Consider the following 17772-nt stretch of genomic DNA (forward strand, 5'->3'; position numbering starts at 1 on the left):
CTCCAATACAAAGATAAAAGATTTTATTATGAGTGCAACACAAAAAAAGAGCAAGCTTTGAATTTATTTATTATTTATCGTTTAGTGGATAGTTTTTTTTATAATATAAAAAACAGAAGATCCCTACAATATACTACCAATGAATACTGACCTGACAAAAATTCTCTATATTTGTTCTCGGAATAGACACTTCCTGCTCCTGCACAATGATCTTGCTATTTGAATTCTCAGGATCATAAAAGCATAATGTAGGAGAAGATCTAAAAAATTACATGTCAACAAAACCATTTCATCTTCGGCTTATATTCATTACTATTGCATCAATCATTGCGTTAGTATCACTTTTTTTCACTAATAGGTTAATAAACCAATTGGCAAATGAAGAACGCCAGAAAATTGAGATTTGGGCGGAAGCGACTCGGCTGGTCGCTCACTCTGAAGGAGAAACGGACTTAACCCTTATCATGCATGTGCTCGAAGGAAACACAACTATTCCAGTTGTTATGGTTGATAGCCACGACAATTTTATCACTTCTCGTAATATCCACGAGCCTAAAAAACATATCCAAGCCTTTCGTAAAGCAACCATTCAACGACTAAAATTTAAACATCCACCGATAGAAATTGACATTGACCCTAATACCAAACAATTTATCTATTATGATGATTCATTATTAATCAAAGAATTAGCATATTTTCCATATATTCAATTAGGAGTTATTGCTTTATTTATACTTGTTTCTTTTTGGGCATTTTCAGGCACCAAAAAAGCAGAGCAAAATCAGGTATGGGTGGGATTATCAAAAGAGACGGCACATCAACTCGGAACCCCCATTTCCTCTTTAATGGCTTGGATAGAACTTTTGAAAGCCAAATATTCAGAAGATGCTTTACTACCTGAAATGGAAAAAGATATCAGACGGTTGAAAACCATCGCCGAACGATTTTCAAAGATTGGATCCAGACCAGAGTTGATTGCTGTCCCTATCATTGATGCACTGGGAGGAGCCATCACTTATATGCGAAATCGAATATCCAATAAAGTAACCATTGAAATACAACAAAATATTCCCGAAACGGCAGAAGCATTCATAAACATACCTCTATTTGAATGGGTTATTGAAAACCTTTGCAAAAATGCTATTGACGCAATGGACGGTAGTGGCAAAATAACCATTACTCTTAACGAAAATAATCGCCATTATCTCATAGATGTTCAAGACACGGGCAAGGGAATGGCTAAACGTCTTTTCAAAACCATTTTCACACCAGGCTTCACCACGAAAAAAAGAGGATGGGGCTTAGGATTGTCTTTAGCAAAACGCATTATTGAAGAATATCATAACGGAAAAATTTACGTAAAACAATCAGAAATAAATCATGGCACTGTCTTTCGCATTGCCTTACGAAAAACAAACTAAACACAAAAAATCATGAATATCGCATTAATCGGGTATGGAAAAATGGGGCATGAAATTGAACAAATAGCTATCCAGAGAGGACATCAAATTGTTGCCAGAATAGATCTAACAACCAATGACACCTTCGAATCACCAGCTTTTTGTAGTGCAAATGTAGCAATCGAATTTACACGCCCGGACGCTGCAATAAACAACATTCGCAAGTGTTTTGAAGCAGGTGTTCCAGTAGTCTGTGGCACTACAGGCTGGGCCAATCAATTATCGACAATACGGAAAGAAATGGAGACCACCAATGGAACTCTATTCTGGGCTTCAAACTTTAGTTTGGGAGTCAATCTGTTTTTTGCACTTAATCGTTATCTGGCAAAACTGATGAATCCATTCAACGATTATAATATCAGCATGATCGAAGTACATCATACGCAGAAATTGGATGCCCCAAGCGGGACAGCAATTACATTAGCAGAATCGATCATTGAGGAGCTAGACAGGAAAAGCAAATGGGTAAAAGATATTCAACAACAACCCGACGAATTAGCTATTGCATCAATTCGGGAAGGGAATGTGCTTGGCATTCACGAAATAATTTATGAATCGGAAATGGATACCATCAGCATTAAACACGATGCAAAAAGTCGGCGCGGATTTGCCTTAGGTGCCGTTTTAGCAGCTGAATTTACCTATAATAAAAAGGGATTTCTGGGGATGAACGACCTGTTAGCCTTTTTGTAAGAAGATGTTTTGCTATAAAGGTAGGATAATCTCAAAAAATACATACTAAACATTTGTACAATTCGAACATTTGCCTTACCTTTGCAGTCGCAAAAGCGAGGCCCCGTGGCTCAACTGAATAGAGCATCTGACTACGGATCAGAAGGTTACAGGTTTGAATCCTGTCGGGGTCACTTTAAGAAAGCTTCAACGTTCATAATACGCTGAAGCTTTCTTGTTATTCTCCTCTGCTAAAAATTTTTCAAATACGTAAACATTCAAACCTATCAGCAAAATTTCCCATTATCTTTGTTTTTTATTTTACAAGTTTAATTCTCCGGAAATCAAATTAGAACTTGCAGTCTTAATGCTAACTAATCAATATCAAAATGAAAGAAAAACTTTTCCGGCTTTCTTTGAGAAGCATTGTTGTATTCGGTATTATCATTTTTATATCTCCGGTTTTCAATAGCATAAAAGCACAATTTGTCAGAGGAGCAGACATAGGCTGGCTACAACAAATGGAAGCCACAGGCTACAAATTCTATGATTCTGATGGTATACAAAAGAATTGCTTGCAAATCTTGAAAAATCATGGCATCAATACTGTCCGGCTCAGGGTTTGGGTGAATCCATCCAACGATCCACGTTCAGGACATTGTAGTACAGCAGATGTGGTAGAAATGGCATTGCGGGCAAAAAAAATGGGGATGCAAATTCTAATTGATTTCCATTATAGCGACTCATGGGCAGATCCTCAAAAACAAAATAAACCTGCGGCATGGACTCATGATCCTTTTCCAAAATTAGTGCAGGACGTATTTCATTTCACATATCACGTATTAGATACCTTAAAATCAGTTGGTATTGTTCCGCAATGGGTTCAAGTTGGAAATGAGATTACAAACGGAATGCTGTGGCCTGATGGGAGCACCAACAACTGGCCTCAATTAGCTCAATTATTGAATGCAGGATATAAAGCGACAAAAAAAGCAGATCCTGGCACACAAGTAATCATTCATCTGGATCAAGGGAACAACAATAAGCGTTTCAGAACATTTTTCGATAACGCAAAAAAATACAATGTGCATTATGACATCATTGGCGCATCATATTATCCATTTTGGTTGGGAACAGATTACACGGCAACTATTAATGACTTGGGGAACAACTTAGATGATATGGTAAAGAGATATGGAAAAGATGTTATGGTAGTTGAGGTCGGTGGGCAAGCTGATCATGTTCAAAACACGTACAATATGCTGAAAGCAGTTATCAAAAAGGTAAAAGAGGTGCCTGATCACAAAGGGCTGGGGGTAATTTATTGGGAACCTGAAGGTGCCCAAAACTGGAGTGGATATGCTTTGAGTTGCTGGGGTAATGACGGAAAACCGACTAAAGCACTGGATGCTTTCATACCAGAAAAGGTAAAACATAAATCCTCAAAATAAACATGTTGCATATCTACTTTGGGTATCATGCCACAACCGCCACGGCTTATTGAAACGATCTTTACCATCAATACTTGAAAAAAGAATATTTTTGTTTTGGCAATCTGGGATTTTTCTCTACCTTTGCATCCGCAAAATAACGATGGTACCATAGCTCAGTTGGTAGAGCAAAGGACTGAAAATCCTTGTGTCCCCGGTTCGATTCCTGGTGGTACCACACCACAAAAGCGGAAATGTCTAAAGATGTTTTCGCTTTTTACTTTATATAAAAATGGTCAATCATGTCTCTCATTGATTTTCAATCCAAGCGTGAAATCGAACTTCTTTCTCCTGCAAAAACGGCCGATATAGGCATTGAAGCTATTAATCATGGAGCTGACGCTGTATATATAGGGGCTCCACACTTTAGCGCACGTGCTGCTGCCGGGAATTCAATTGCTGATATCACCAGATTAATCAATTACGCCCACAGGTTCCGCGCAAAAGTATACATTGCGCTTAATACGATTTTAACCAATGCAGAATTACAGCTTGCAGAAAGCATCATTTGGCAACTATACGAAGCTGGTGCTGATGCATTAATTGTCCAGGACATGGGATTGCTGGAGCTTTCATTACCTCCCATTGCACTGCATGCTAGCACACAAACAGATAATCGATCGCTCGATAAAATCAAATTTTTAGAAAATACCGGATTCTCTCAAATCGTATTAGCGCGTGAATTATCACTGGAACAAATAAAGCTTATCACGTCGCAAACATCTGCAAAAATTGAATGTTTTGTGCATGGAGCCTTGTGCGTTTCATACAGTGGTCAATGCTATGCAAGTCAAGCACTACGAGGTCGAAGTGCAAACCGGGGCGAGTGTGCTCAATTATGTCGCCTACCCTATCAATTGGAAGATGGGAACGGAAAAATATTAAGTAGCCAAAAACATTTTCTATCCCTGAAAGATCTCAATCTGTCTGCATATTTAGCTGAAATGATGGATGTTGGCGTTTCTTCTTTCAAAATCGAAGGGAGGCTTAAGGAGATGAGTTATGTAAAAAATATAACGGCATTTTACCGCAAAAAACTTGATCAATTGTTGATGAGATCAGATCGTTATGTAAAAAGCTCATTGGGGAATGTCAAATTTTCCTTTGACCCAGACCCCGAACGCACGTTTTATAGAGGAGCAACTGATTATTTTTTACATCAGCGCAAAACACAGATGGTTCAACTACAAACGCCAAAGTCGATAGGACAACAACTAGGCACAGTAAGAAAACAGGGAAAAGGGACATTAACCGTTAACACAAAATACGACTTGCATAACGGGGATGGACTTTGCTTTGTTTCTTCAGATGGCACTTTAACCGGCTTCCGGGTTAATCGCATTGAAAATGATCTCATTTTTCCATTTAAAATGCCGGATATAAAACCGGGGACAACACTTTACCGTAATTTCGACCAAGCTTTTGAAGATCAGCTTGCCAAACCATCTGCTGAAAGAAAAATTCCACTTCGGCTATCTTTTTCCGATACAGAAGATGGATTTAATATAAATGCGAACATCGACAGAATGGAGCCATTCGCTTTTCATTTTTCATACGATAAAGAACTGTCTAAAAACGGCATAGAAATAACTCAACAAAACATTATTAAGCAATTAGGCAAGTTAGGCGACTCTGTTTTTACGTTAGAAAAGATAGATATTACACTATCAAATGCCTGGTTTATTCCATCCTCGGTATTAACGGTCTGGCGCCGTACTATGGTGGAACAACTGGAACAAACAATACATCATTTACTCAAACCGGATAATACAAAAAAGAATAACAACCTCCATCCCGCTCTATTTCCTCAATCAAGACTTACTTATTTAGGAAATGTGGCAAATGACAAAGCACGTACATTCTATCTATCACATGGCGTGACATCCATCGAACCCGCATTGGAATCCGGCGGGACATTATCATCCGATAGTCCGGTGATGACCACAAAGTATTGCTTAAAATATGAAATGGGATGGTGTCCAAGACAACAACCGGATACCATCCCACAAGAACCTTTATTTTTACAAGGAGCTCACGATCGTTTGCAACTTCATTTCAATTGTGCAGCCTGCGAAATGCAGATAATCATTGCCAATAAAAAGCAGAACTGCAAACCCCGTAATTAGGCTATATTCTCCCTGATTTTCTGTAAAAAAGCCTGCATCTTTTTCGAATCCTTCTTCTCGATTATTGTCAACAACTCACTTAATTGATCTCTGATGTTAACCAGCTGCTGAGGAGTATATGGATTAAACAAAATTTCAGTTAATAAATAATCATCTTCGGAGAGCAATCCATGTGCAATATTTAAATGGCGTTTAAAAGTAGTCCCCGGAGCCTCCTGATGTTTCATAACGGCTCCAAAAATTAACGTAGAAGCAAATGGAATAGCTAGGGAATAAGCGGTAGTTTGATCGTGCTCCTGAAATGAATATTCAAAAATCGACAGTTTCAACGAACCATATAGCTCCCTGAAAAACAGTTTTCCCTGAGGATCTGATTCTGCAATAATAATAGCGCTTTGGGAAGACAAATCACTTAAACTTGCAAATGTAGGGCCAAACATAGGATGAGTAGACACGAAACGAAATCCACTATTGGCATAAAAATCAGGAAGTCCTGTTTTGACCGAAGCGATATCAGACAACAAACATTCTTTGGACAAAAACGGGATGACATCCCGGAAAGCTTTTAACGTATGTTTGATGGTGACTGCATTGATTACAAGCTCAGGATCAAACGAGCTAACTTCCTCAAGTTGAGACATGCGGATCGTGTTATAGACAAAACGCAAACGCTTAGGATCTGCATCATAAAGAGCGACTTCATGCTGAAAACTTAATACATCAGCAAAAAAAGAACCCATTTTGCCCGCTCCAAGAATTAGAATACGCATAATTTCTATTTTTGATATGGATTATTCACTCTTGTTCATTAATTCCAATTGCACGCGCACTGACTCTTCATGAATTGCCTCGAGAATATTTTTCATAAATTCGCCATTAATACCAATCGATTGAGCCTGACTTATCCGATTATGCAAAATCTCATCATAACGTACAGTTTGTAAAACCGGCATGCCATGTTCCTTCTTGTAAGTCCCGATTTCACGGGACACGCGAAAACGCTTTGCCAACACTTCTAATAACTGATTGTCCAGGTCATCGATTTGATGGCGTAAAACAGATAAATCTTCGGTAGTTTGATTCATTTTACGAACCACCAGGTGTTGAAGGATATGTTCCAGCACATCAGGCGTAATTTGTTGGTTTTTATCACTCCATGCTTCGTCAGGATTGCAATGCGATTCTATAATTAGTCCTTCAAATTGCAAATCAAGCGCTTGTTGTGAAATCGAGGCAATTAATTCGCGACGCCCTCCGATATGACTAGGATCACAAATAATTGGCATTTCAGGCATCCGGCGACGTAACTCGATAGGAATATGCCATTGTGGAATATTGCGATATACTGATTTATCATACGTACTAAATCCACGATGAATGACAGCAAGACGACGAATTCCGGCATTATATACTCGTTCGATAGCACCAATCCACAAATCCACATCAGGATTTACAGGATTCTTTATTAAGACCGGAACATCAACACCTTCTAACACATCGGCAATTTCCTGAACTGCAAAAGGATTAGCCGTCGTACGAGCGCCAATCCATAAAATATCAATGCCATATTTTAATGCCTCATATACATGTTTTGCCGTAGCTACCTCAATAGCCGTCAACATGCCTGTCTCCTGTTTCACACGTTTCAACCATGGCAGCCCAACACTACCAACACCCTCAAAACCGCCAGGTTTTGTACGTGGTTTCCAAATACCGGCCCGAAAGATTTGAATTCCTTTATCGGCCAACTGATGAGCCGTAGTTAATGTCTGTTCTTCAGTTTCAGCACTACACGGACCTGCTATTACCAAAGGCCTGGATTCCTCTGTCATAGGTTCAAAAATCGGTTTCAATTCCATATGCTTATATTTTTAGATGATTACTAGCTATAATTTAGATTTATTTCGTTTCAAATTCTGAATCCGTACCAATGCTTCTGCAAGTTTTTCTTCCGGGCTGCAAAGCGAGATGCGAATATAATTAGCCCCTTTGCTGCCAAAGATAAATCCAGGCGTTACAAAGACATTTGCTCCATAAAGGATTTCATCTGCCAATTCACCTGCATCTGCATAGCAGCCGGAGATTTTTCCCCATAAAAACATCCCCACTTGCTCGGGGTCATATGTACATTCAAGTGACTTCATAATTTCTTCTGCAATTACTCTACGTTTAGCATAGACATCGTAATTTTTTGCCTCATGCCATTCAGGAGTATTATGCAATGCTTCCACAGCAGCCACTTGCAACGGACGAAACATTCCGGAATCAATATTACTCTTCACTCGTAAAATCCAGTCGATAAATTGTGCGTTAGCAGCAACCATGCCGATGCGCCAACCCGACATGTTATGCGATTTACTCATGGAATTCAGTTCAATGCAGATATCCTTTGCTCCTTCGCTTGATAAAATACTCAAATGTTTTTTGTTCAGGATAAAACTATATGGATTATCATTACAAATCACGATGTGATGTTTCATTCCAAAAGCAACCAACTTGTCAAACAATTCACGGTTTGCACCAGCGCCGGTAGGCATATTGGGATAATTTACCCACATCAGTTTTACATGGGATAAATCCATCTTTTCCAAAGCATCAAAATCAGGTTGCCAATGATTATTCTCATCCAGATCATAGGGAATCACATTGGCTTCAACTAATTTACTGACAGAAGTGTAGGTCGGATAACCCGGATTTGGGACTAAAACTCCGTCGCCGGGATTAAGAAAAGCCAGTGAAATATGCAAAATACCCTCTTTTGATCCCATCAAAGGCAAGATTTCATTGACAGGATTCAACATTACATTAAACCATGTTTTATACCATTCTGCAAATGACTCTCTCAATTCGGGAATACCATTATAACTTTGGTATCCATGCACGTCTGGTTTCTCCGCTTCGTTCTTCAATGCTTTAATCGTAGCCTCGGATGGAGGTAAATCAGGCATGCCAATACCAAGGCTAATAACATTTTTCCCTTCACGATTCATTTGAGCAATTTCTCTCAATTTCGTCGAGAAATAGTATTCGCTGACAGTATTTAGACGATTTGCCGGTTTGATATCTTGAAACATAATAATTTAGTTATGATATTATTAAAATTGAAATCTCGAGCAACATTCTATCATCAAACGGTTTGTACTCCCTCTTTGTATTCACCCAAGATGCGTAATTTTTGGGTTAATGGCAAAATAGCATCAAGCGATTGGCGATAACGCACATAATCAGTATATGTAATATCAATATAAAACAAATACTCCCACTCCTGCCCTACCACGGGAAGTGATTGAATCTTCGTCAAATTAATATTGTAAAATGACAAAATAGTCAACACTTTAGAGAGGCTGCCTTCTTCGTGTGGCAAAGAAAAAACCAACGAAGCCTTGTCTCTTGGCAGATCAACATTTAACTTATCTCTCATCAGTTCATTACCAACTACCAAAAAACGGGTATAATTATGTTTATTCGTTTCAATTTCTTCCGCTAAGATTTCCAATCCGAAAAGTTCAGCAGCATAACGGCTACAAATGGCAGCTTGCCGTTTAGCATGATGTTTTGCAATCCGCAAACCTTCAGCAGCAGTATCTTCAGCCTCAATAAGCTGAATAGATGGATATTGAAGAAAAAATTCTTCACATTGCATCAAAGCCATATAATGAGAATGCACCTCATGAATATCTTTCAGTGTTTGACCGGGCAAAGCCACTAAATTATGCTGGATACGTAACTTTTGTTCTCCTAAAATGGTCAGGTTACTTTCACGCAGCAGACCATAGTTTGGCAACAAACTGCCTGCAATGGTATTTTCAATAGCTACCATACCGACCATCAAACTATCATTGGCCAGATTAGCAAACAATTCCTTGAATGTATTACAAGGCACTATTTCAATTTTTTCTTCTCCAAAATAATAATGTGCTGCAATGTCGTGAAACGAACCGACAATTCCTTGAATGGCTACTTTTATCATGATTATTCTTATTAAAAAAAAAATCCCGCCTGAAATAGCGGGATTTTTATGTACAACCTAAAATTGATTACTTATGGTTAAGGCAACAAACTCCCGCTTTTACTCTGGCTAAAGTAAAAGTAAAAAAAGAAATATGCAAAAGTTTGAGCCATAATTTGAATCGTTATTTTTTCTGATGCAAAAGTAATGGTTTATTATAAAAACACCAAGAAAAAATGAAAATATTTTTTCTCTGGGCCTATTTCGTGAAATTTGTTTGTTTTGCTCAATTTACCTGCGAACAAAAACGGTTGAAAATGTGAGAGAAACTACAAAAACAAGGGATAATGTACACCATTCTATCGTAAATTTGCATGCCAAGTCAAAACACAAATTACCATGTATACAAAATTTCAAGAACATCTACGGCATGAACTTTCAGGGATTCAAGCTGCCGGGTTGTACAAAAACGAAAGAGTCATTGAATCACCTCAGGGAGCTGAAATAGAAGTAAACGGACAAAAAGTGCTTAACTTTTGTGCCAACAATTATCTGGGATTAGCCAACAACCCTATCCTTATCGAGGCTGCAAAACATGCCTTGGATACACGTGGGTATGGAATGTCTTCCGTTCGTTTTATCTGCGGAACACAAGATTTACATAAGCAACTGGAGGAAAAAATCGCTTCTTTTTTCGGAACGGAAGACACCATTTTATACGCTGCCTGTTTCGACGCCAACGGTGGCCTGTTTGAACCGTTGCTTACGGAAGAAGACGCTATCATTTCCGATGCTTTGAATCATGCATCCATTATTGACGGTGTACGTTTGTGCAAAGCGCAGCGGTTTCGTTATGCCAATGCAGACATGAACGACTTGGAAAAACAGTTACTGGCAGCACAATCAGCCCGTTTCCGCCTGATCGTAACCGATGGCGTCTTCTCTATGGATGGCAATGTAGCTCCATTAGACAAAATCTATGCCCTGGCCGAACGTTATGGAGCCATGGTAATGGTGGATGAATCCCATTCGGCAGGTGTTGTGGGAACGACTGGAAGAGGAATTACAGAGCGTTTTAACCTTCGCGGTAAAATTGAACTCATCACCGGCACATTAGGAAAGGCATTCGGAGGAGCTATCGGGGGATTTACCACCGGACGGAAAGAAATCATCGATATACTTCGGCAACGCTCCCGTCCTTATCTTTTTTCCAATTCACTACCTCCCATGGTGGTAGCCGCAGGCATCCGAATGTTTGAGATGATGGATGAAACCAACCAGTTACAAGATAAACTGCATCAAAACACCGACTATTTCCTTACTCGAATGAAGGCCGCCGGATTTGATATTAAGCCAACAGAATCGGCCATTTGTGCCATCATGCTTTATGATGCACGATTGTCGCAGGAAGTGGCAGCCCGTTTGCTAACCGAAGGAATTTACGTAACCGGATTTTATTACCCTGTTGTACCCCAGGGACAGGCACGCATCCGGGTTCAAATTTCCGCTGCTCATGAAAAGGAACATCTTGATAAATGTATTGGTGCATTTACCAAAGTAGCACTGGAAATGGGAATCATAAAAAAATAAACGCAGGAGAAAATCGGATTTTGGACATACATGAAACAGAATAATGTGATATGAAACCAGGATGTGGAGATTTGAAGGTGGAAAGGACTCAGCAGACAACAAACAGCAGGTGGTAGAGAATAACATATAATTCATTATATTATTAGATTTTCTGTTACCTGCCATCTTATAAGTCATTTCTTCCTCACCTTCTGATCTTTGTTAACTTACTACTGTTCAATCATATCCTAAATACTCATAAAGATAAATTATAAACATATGAAAGCACTCGTAAAGCTTCGTCCCGAAAAAGGGATCTGGATGGAAGATGTTCCCCTGCCGCATGTAGGCATCAATGATGTGTTGATTAAAATCAAGAAAACAGCCATTTGCGGTACTGATTTACACATTTACAAATGGGACGAATGGTCGCAAAACACCATTAAAACGCCCATGACAATTGGGCACGAGTATGTGGGAGAAGTGGTAGAAATGGGCAAAGGAGTAAAAAATATTCATATCGGTGACCGCGTGACAGGAGAAGGACATATAGCATGCGGACATTGCAGGAACTGTCGTCGTGGAAAGCTTCATGTTTGTGAAAACTCTGTTGGCGTAGGTGTTAACCGGGATGGCGCTTTTGCCGAATACCTCTCGTTGCCGGCTGAGAATGTCGTACATCTCGATTCCCGCATTTCCGATGAGATGGCTGCTATTATGGATCCGTTTGGAAATGCAACCCATGCCGCCTTATCGTTTCCTCTCATTGGAGAAGATGTGCTCATCACCGGTGCAGGTCTGATCGGGACAATGGCAACCGCTATTTGTCGATTTGCCGGAGCCAGATACATTGTAGTCAGTGATTTGAATGATTACCGGCTGGAGATTGCAAAAAAAATGGGAGCAACCCTCACGATTAATCCTCAAAAGGGAGAAACTATTGAACAGGCAATCCATCAACTTCACATGCATGGATTCGATATCGGACTGGAAATGTCCGGATCGCCTGCTGCTTTTGAGGAGATGATCGAAAACATGTACAACGGTTCGAAAATTTCATTGTTGGGGATTTTACCCGGTTCTACACTGATCCGCTGGGATAAAGTCATTTTCAAAGCACTGACATTAAAAGGTATTTACGGGCGCGAAATGTGGGAGACATGGTACCAGATGGAACAAATGCTTATCTCAGGCATTGACCTCACTCCCGTAATCACGCACCGCTTCCCGATCGATGATTTCCAAAAAGGATTTGATGTTATGGAGAGCGGACAATGCGGGAAAGTAATCCTGAATTGGGAAAAGTAATCTCATTCAGTACAATTTGTTTTTCTTGTTTTTGATACTTGGCCGACAGCTAAAATGATTTATCAGCTCCGAAAATCAAGGTTAGTGTCGGCCAATATTGTTTTATTCCACCATTACACCGCATAACTCACACTGTACCAATTCTTCATTCCATATCATTTTTGGCATGCCGATATCGTATCCGCAACAAAATGATGTATATTTGTCTTAAATCCTATAAACTTAGAATGATAGGTTTATGCAAAAACAAACTCTTTCATTATAAACAAATGGAGAGTCTTTCTTATTCATGTTGAAAAAAAGAACCAATATCAAATATGATACGATACGTACTCTGGATTTTTTGTTTTATAATTTTCATTCATCCCAAAGCCCATTCTCAAAAACATTATACTATTAGCGGATTTGTGACTGATGCCGAAACCGGAGAAAGTTTAATCGGAGCCATTATTACCGTTCAAGAAATGCGAAATATGGGTACTGTATCCAATTCATATGGATTTTATTCCCTCACTCTTCCCGCTGGAAATTATCAAATTACAGTTCAATATATTGGATATGCATCTCATATTCAACAAATAAGATTAACAAATTCAACCAAAGCAAATATTTTCTTGACCCCAAAATCAAATGCATTGCAAGAAGTGATAGTTACTAATCATCGCACAAATGAAAATATCATTATACCTCAAATGGGTATGCAAAAAATCAACACAAAAAAGACAAGATCTATTCCCGTATTGTTCGGGGAACAGGATATCATGAAAACCATTCAACTATTACCAGGAGTTGAAGCAACAGGAGATGGAGGTAGTCAATTTAACGTAAGAGGGGGATCACCAGGGCAAAATCTAATTTTATTGGATGAAGCCCCAATTTACAACGCTTCTCACTTAATGGGTTTTTTCTCTGTATTTAATTCTGATGCTATCAAAAATGTAACGGTTTATAAAGGAAATGAACCGGCAGAATATGGAGGAAGATTAGCCTCAGTAGTTGATTTGCAGATGGATGATGGTGATAATAAAAATTTTCGGATAAGCGGTGGCATTGGTTTGATATCATCACGGGTCACAATTCAGGGGCCGATTGTAAAAAATAAGGGATCATTCATTATTTCAGCAAGGCGCACCTACGCTGATATGTTTCTTAAACTGTCGAAAGACACAACTCTAAATCAATCAAGGCTATACTTTTATGATATTAACGCTAAAGCAAATTATGCAATCGATGATAAAAATCATATTTACCTATCTGGATATCTTGGGAGAGATGCTTTAGGGTTAGCGAATATCTTTGGCATTAACTGGGGCAATAAAACCATCACTTTACGATGGAATCATTTATTTTCCGACAAGATATTTACAAATACTGATTTGATTTTCAGCAACTATGATTACAAAATTAATTTAGATAACGGAGAAGATAACAATATTATTTCACGAATTCAGGATTACAATTTCAAACAAGATTATCAATATTATATTAGTGAGAGATCAACATTAAGATTCGGGATACAATCTACATATCATAATATCGTTCCGGGCATCATCACATCAACGGCACAATCCTGCATGCAAAATCTTTCAAACAAACATGCGTTAGAAAGTGCACTGTACTTTTCTCATAAATATACCTTTAATCAAAATATATCCATAGAATATGGCATTAGAGCAAGTGTATTCAATTTATTTGGACCTGGAAACTTCTACTCATACGATACTAATGGAAACATAACTGATACTATTTGTTACAATTCTGCTCAAATTGTAAAATCTTATTTCAACATTGAACCACGCGCGACATTAAATTATATCATTAGCAAAAGCAGCTCGATGAAGGCAGCGTATGCCCGCAATACCCAGAATCTGCATCTGCTATCCAATTCAACATCCAGTGATCCTATTGATTTATGGATACCGAGCAGTAATAATGTAAAACCCGAAATTTCCGATCAGGTTTCATTGGGTTATTATCATAATATGCAACAAAATCAATATGAATTTTCGGCTGAGGTCTATTACAAAAAACTTCAGAATCAAATCGATTATCGGGATGGAGCTCAATTAAATTTTAACGAAAACGTTGAATCACAACTTTTATATGGAAAAGGTAGAGCATATGGACTGGAAATATTCTTAAAGAAAAGAACAGGCAAATTCAATGGGTGGATAAGTTATACGCTTTCCAGAAGTGAGAATAAATTTGATGCAATCAATAATGGTCGGTATTTCCCAACAACACAGGATCGTACACATAACATAAACATTGTAGGAATATACAATCTCAACAAAAAATGGACATTGTCGGCCACATGGATCTATGAGACAGGTAATGCAGTGACATTCCCTAGTGGCAAATATCAGATTGACGCAGCAACCATGTTTTACTATTCCAATCGCAATGCCAATCGAATGCCTGCGTACAGTAGGCTTGATTTAGGGGCAACATGGATAGCAAAGAAAACCAATAAATTTCAATCCAGCTGGACCTTTTCCATTTACAATGCTTATGGCAGAAATAATCCATATATAATCCGATTCGAAAATGACAAGACTGATCCGACGAAAACAGATGCCGTACAAACAACATTGTTTAAGTTTGTTCCTTCCGTATCATATAACTTTAGATTTTAGAGCAATGAATATCCATAAAATAATCCATTTATTTCTTTTATTTTTAGCCGGTATATTGATCTCATGCCAGCAAGTAATTGATTTAAAGCTAAACACATCATCATCCCAAATAGTGATCCAAGGAAATATATACGATCTTACTGTACCAGATACTGTACACATTTCACAATCGGTAAATTTCGATTCAACCAATGTATTTCCAGCTGTGTCAGGTGCTATCGTAACTATAAATGATAATATCGGCAATACAGATTCTCTTAAAGAAATTTTCCCGGGCACATATATTACTTCATTCATCAAAGGCATTCCGGGAAATACATACACGCTTCAAGTAGAAATTAAAGGGAAACGCTATTCTGCCACCTCAACCATGCCCTATCCTGTAGCAATCGATTCTGTATATTTTGAAAAGAGTATAATTGAGAATGACAAGCAAATTGCAGTAGAGTTCACAGATCCAGCTAATATTGAAAACTTTTATCGTATTATCGAATTCGTCAACCAAGGACAGTTAGACAATTTTTTTGTAACCAGCGATCAACTGAATGACGGAGGAAAAATAATTTATCGAATATGGAATGATAACCAAAGATTAACCTCAGGAAAAAACATCACCATTTGGCTGGAATCTATCGACGAAAATATGTATAATTATTTTCGGGCAGCTGCCTCTAACGGAAGGCAAATTATTGCACCCGCCAATCCGGTTTCCAACATCAGCAATGGAGCATTAGGATATTTCAGCGCATGCTCAATCCGTAATAAAAGAATCGTAGTTCCCTGATGCATTCATCAGTTCTTTGCCCACGATTACAGCAGCTGCTTCCACAAAACGGGCACAAGGTCTCGAAGCATAATAATCAGCAGTTCGATCAGAAGGCACATGTGATTCATGATGTTTGATCGCCAGTAAATCACGACAAATAATTGTACCAAATTGATCTTTAAAGGCATTTGCAGTTCGTTGCACGGCAGCATAATTGGCAGTTTTCGTAACTTTTTGATGTGGATCAACTGCAGAATAATGCAATCCTAAAATCATAAATATTCCACTGACTGCACCACAGACCTCGCGCAACCGCCCCATACCGCCACCAAAAGAGCCAGATAAGCGTTTAGTCAATTCCACATCCACATCAAAAACATCGGCATAAGTCATAAACACAGCTTGTGCACAATTATAACCTGCGATAAAATTAGCTACTGCCTGACGTTTTCGTTGTTCAACATCAATATCTATTTTTGCCATTTATTCCTTTAACTTTAATACATATATCAACGGTTGATGGGGCAATAAAGCCGGATGCAAAACCCGAATATAATCTCGCAGTAATATATCAGGATGTATCACCCCACTTTCCCAAAAGTCGTTGCCCCCCAACGAAGTTGTTCTGCCGTTTAAACTATATACTTCCTTATTTCTAAATGCTTTAAATAATTGATAACGAGGATCGCTATTTTGAAGAGTAGTTAAACTGTTGGACGAACAATTCAACCATACATCAGCATCTTTAAAATACTCCAGCGCTTGCTCAAAATTCAGAGGAATACTTCCAGTCGTCGTGTCATTACTAAAGTAATAATTACATTTAGCATCAGCCAAAAATTGTCCCATATAACCTGTCCCACTTGGAACATACCACGTTCCCTTAAAATTATTTCCCACCAATACCGTCGGAGTGTGTTGTGCTTTATGTGCCAATTGCTTCAATGCCATATAATTCTTTGTCAATGAATTAAAAATAGAGTCTGCCATATGCCCTTTTTGAAAAAATGCAGCTATAAATTTAATCCATTCTGCTCTCCCCAACGGGGTTGATTCCATCCACTCATTTTCATAAACAATTGGAACCCCCGCTTGGATTAGTTGATCAGCTGCAACGTTTACTTGGTTATAATTCGTCATAAGCACTAATTGCGGATGCAATTTCAGGATTTTCTCAATATTCAAATGCAAAGGGTCACCCAAATCAATCATTTTCCCTTGTAAACTCAGCTGTTGAAAAGCAGAGCTATACACCAACTCCGGTGAAGCCATACCAGTAAGAGCAGATAACTGATGTAAAGCTTCCAAAAAAGCTATATGTGTACACGAAGTCGCAGCTAAAGAATGCACAGGAACAAGAATAGTTGATCGGGCATCAGGAGTATGAATGTCACGACGGGATACAAGATAATATACAGCCTCAATCTCACTTTTCCTCCAAGGATTAAACACTGTCAACCGGGTGTAGTTTGAAAAATAATCGATAGCAAAACCGTGAGCATATTGAATCACAGCAGAAGAGTCAGATTGAGAGGATTCTGCAGATGATGGACCAGAATGTGAATGACATGAAATAAATAAAATGGCTATGAAAACTAGCCAGACAGGAGCTTTTGAATAAGCCAAAACAGTATCAACAAATCGCCTTCCCATAGTAAATGCAAAAGTAGCCATAATTCATCAAACAGAAAGAAAAATTCAGCTTAAGGCCTCAATAAAAGACAACGAATAATTGAAAAAAATCATACCTTTGTAAAAAAATGAATGAACCAACTATTATTCGCAATCAATTGCCT

14 protein-coding genes and 2 tRNA genes are annotated in these 17772 nt (G+C 38.5%); 10 read left to right on the forward strand and 6 right to left on the reverse strand.

The window, feature by feature from the left end:
- Window positions 1-272: 272 nt before the first annotated feature.
- From FHX64_RS10620 to FHX64_RS10645, 6 genes are all read left to right on the forward strand, one after another.
- Complete coding sequence (locus FHX64_RS10620; protein WP_183413829.1) at window positions 273-1421, forward strand: sensor histidine kinase; 1149 nt, start codon at window positions 273-275, stop codon at window positions 1419-1421.
- Between the two features lie 12 nt (window positions 1422-1433).
- Complete coding sequence (gene dapB / locus FHX64_RS10625; RefSeq protein ID WP_183413830.1) at window positions 1434-2153, forward strand: 4-hydroxy-tetrahydrodipicolinate reductase; 720 nt, start codon at window positions 1434-1436, stop codon at window positions 2151-2153.
- 99 nt (window positions 2154-2252) lie between these two features.
- A tRNA-Arg gene (locus FHX64_RS10630) sits at window positions 2253-2326 on the forward strand.
- 195 nt (window positions 2327-2521) lie between these two features.
- A complete protein-coding gene (locus tag FHX64_RS10635) occupies window positions 2522-3583 on the forward strand; it encodes a glycoside hydrolase family 53 protein (protein WP_183413831.1) in 1062 nt (353 codons plus the stop codon).
- A gap of 144 nt (window positions 3584-3727) precedes the next feature.
- Window positions 3728-3800: transfer RNA gene (locus tag FHX64_RS10640), tRNA-Phe, on the forward strand.
- A 64-nt stretch (window positions 3801-3864) separates the two neighbouring features.
- Entirely contained in the window at window positions 3865-5748 is a 1884-nt protein-coding gene (locus FHX64_RS10645; protein WP_183413832.1) for a peptidase U32 family protein, read from the forward strand.
- Here FHX64_RS10645 and FHX64_RS10650 read toward each other — a convergent pair.
- Genes FHX64_RS10650 through FHX64_RS10665 form a run of 4 tightly spaced genes read right to left on the reverse strand, consistent with a single transcriptional unit; the run spans window position 5745 to window position 9718 of the window.
- Window positions 5745-6518 (reverse strand): prephenate dehydrogenase/arogenate dehydrogenase family protein, encoded by a 774-nt coding sequence (locus FHX64_RS10650; RefSeq protein ID WP_183413833.1) that lies wholly within the window; start codon window positions 6516-6518, stop codon window positions 5745-5747. The genes FHX64_RS10645 and FHX64_RS10650 overlap by 4 nt on opposite strands.
- Window positions 6519-6539: 21 nt before the next feature.
- Window positions 6540-7607: a bifunctional 3-deoxy-7-phosphoheptulonate synthase/chorismate mutase type II gene (locus FHX64_RS10655; protein WP_183413834.1), complete on the reverse strand. Its 1068-nt coding sequence runs from the start codon at window positions 7605-7607 to the stop codon at window positions 6540-6542.
- Between the two features lie 27 nt (window positions 7608-7634).
- The gene (locus FHX64_RS10660) at window positions 7635-8822 is read right to left on the reverse strand and encodes a pyridoxal phosphate-dependent aminotransferase (RefSeq protein ID WP_183413835.1); all 1188 of its coding nucleotides are present in this window, start codon (window positions 8820-8822) and stop codon (window positions 7635-7637) included.
- A gap of 53 nt (window positions 8823-8875) precedes the next feature.
- Window positions 8876-9718, reverse strand: coding sequence for a prephenate dehydratase (locus FHX64_RS10665; RefSeq protein WP_183413836.1), 843 nt, complete (start codon window positions 9716-9718; stop codon window positions 8876-8878).
- 378 nt (window positions 9719-10096) lie between these two features.
- Here FHX64_RS10665 and kbl point away from each other — a divergent pair, with 378 nt between their 5' ends.
- The 4 genes from kbl to FHX64_RS10685 all read left to right on the forward strand — a co-directional run bounded on the left by kbl (window position 10097) and on the right by FHX64_RS10685 (window position 15994).
- Entirely contained in the window at window positions 10097-11287 is a 1191-nt protein-coding gene (gene kbl, locus FHX64_RS10670; RefSeq protein WP_183413837.1) for a glycine C-acetyltransferase, read from the forward strand.
- Window positions 11288-11545: 258 nt separating this feature from the next.
- Window positions 11546-12574 (forward strand): L-threonine 3-dehydrogenase, encoded by a 1029-nt coding sequence (tdh, locus tag FHX64_RS10675; RefSeq protein ID WP_183413838.1) that lies wholly within the window; start codon window positions 11546-11548, stop codon window positions 12572-12574.
- Between the two features lie 317 nt (window positions 12575-12891).
- Window positions 12892-15210, forward strand: coding sequence for a TonB-dependent receptor (locus tag FHX64_RS10680; protein ID WP_183413839.1), 2319 nt, complete (start codon window positions 12892-12894; stop codon window positions 15208-15210).
- A gap of 4 nt (window positions 15211-15214) precedes the next feature.
- Window positions 15215-15994, forward strand: coding sequence for a DUF4249 domain-containing protein (locus FHX64_RS10685; protein ID WP_183413840.1), 780 nt, complete (start codon window positions 15215-15217; stop codon window positions 15992-15994).
- Here FHX64_RS10685 and FHX64_RS10690 read toward each other — a convergent pair.
- Both FHX64_RS10690 and FHX64_RS10695 read right to left on the reverse strand, forming a co-directional pair.
- On the reverse strand, window positions 15962-16459 hold the full coding sequence (locus tag FHX64_RS10690; RefSeq protein WP_183413841.1) for a C-GCAxxG-C-C family protein: 498 nt from the start codon (window positions 16457-16459) through the stop codon (window positions 15962-15964). The genes FHX64_RS10685 and FHX64_RS10690 overlap by 33 nt on opposite strands.
- Window positions 16460-17650 carry an ABC transporter substrate-binding protein gene (locus FHX64_RS10695; protein WP_183413842.1) on the reverse strand — a complete coding sequence of 397 codons (1191 nt, stop codon included), beginning with the start codon at window positions 17648-17650 and terminating at the stop codon, window positions 16460-16462.
- Window positions 17651-17772 lie beyond the last annotated feature (122 nt).

It is taken from the genome of Microbacter margulisiae, assembly GCF_014192515.1.
In the GTDB taxonomy this organism is placed as follows: Bacteria; Bacteroidota; Bacteroidia; order Bacteroidales; family Paludibacteraceae; genus Microbacter; species Microbacter margulisiae.

Coding starts and splice junctions, on each gene's coding strand:
- FHX64_RS10620 (WP_183413829.1), top strand. CDS start 273: ATGTCAACAAAACCATTTCATCTTCGGCTTATATTCATTACTATTGCA.
- dapB (WP_183413830.1), top strand. CDS start 1,434: ATGAATATCGCATTAATCGGGTATGGAAAAATGGGGCATGAAATTGAA.
- FHX64_RS10635 (WP_183413831.1), top strand. CDS start 2,522: ATGAAAGAAAAACTTTTCCGGCTTTCTTTGAGAAGCATTGTTGTATTC.
- FHX64_RS10645 (WP_183413832.1), top strand. CDS start 3,865: ATGTCTCTCATTGATTTTCAATCCAAGCGTGAAATCGAACTTCTTTCT.
- FHX64_RS10650 (WP_183413833.1), bottom strand. CDS start 6,518: ATGCGTATTCTAATTCTTGGAGCGGGCAAAATGGGTTCTTTTTTTGCT.
- FHX64_RS10655 (WP_183413834.1), bottom strand. CDS start 7,607: ATGGAATTGAAACCGATTTTTGAACCTATGACAGAGGAATCCAGGCCT.
- FHX64_RS10660 (WP_183413835.1), bottom strand. CDS start 8,822: ATGTTTCAAGATATCAAACCGGCAAATCGTCTAAATACTGTCAGCGAA.
- FHX64_RS10665 (WP_183413836.1), bottom strand. CDS start 9,718: ATGATAAAAGTAGCCATTCAAGGAATTGTCGGTTCGTTTCACGACATT.
- kbl (WP_183413837.1), top strand. CDS start 10,097: ATGTATACAAAATTTCAAGAACATCTACGGCATGAACTTTCAGGGATT.
- tdh (WP_183413838.1), top strand. CDS start 11,546: ATGAAAGCACTCGTAAAGCTTCGTCCCGAAAAAGGGATCTGGATGGAA.
- FHX64_RS10680 (WP_183413839.1), top strand. CDS start 12,892: ATGATACGATACGTACTCTGGATTTTTTGTTTTATAATTTTCATTCAT.
- FHX64_RS10685 (WP_183413840.1), top strand. CDS start 15,215: ATGAATATCCATAAAATAATCCATTTATTTCTTTTATTTTTAGCCGGT.
- FHX64_RS10690 (WP_183413841.1), bottom strand. CDS start 16,459: ATGGCAAAAATAGATATTGATGTTGAACAACGAAAACGTCAGGCAGTA.
- FHX64_RS10695 (WP_183413842.1), bottom strand. CDS start 17,650: ATGGCTACTTTTGCATTTACTATGGGAAGGCGATTTGTTGATACTGTT.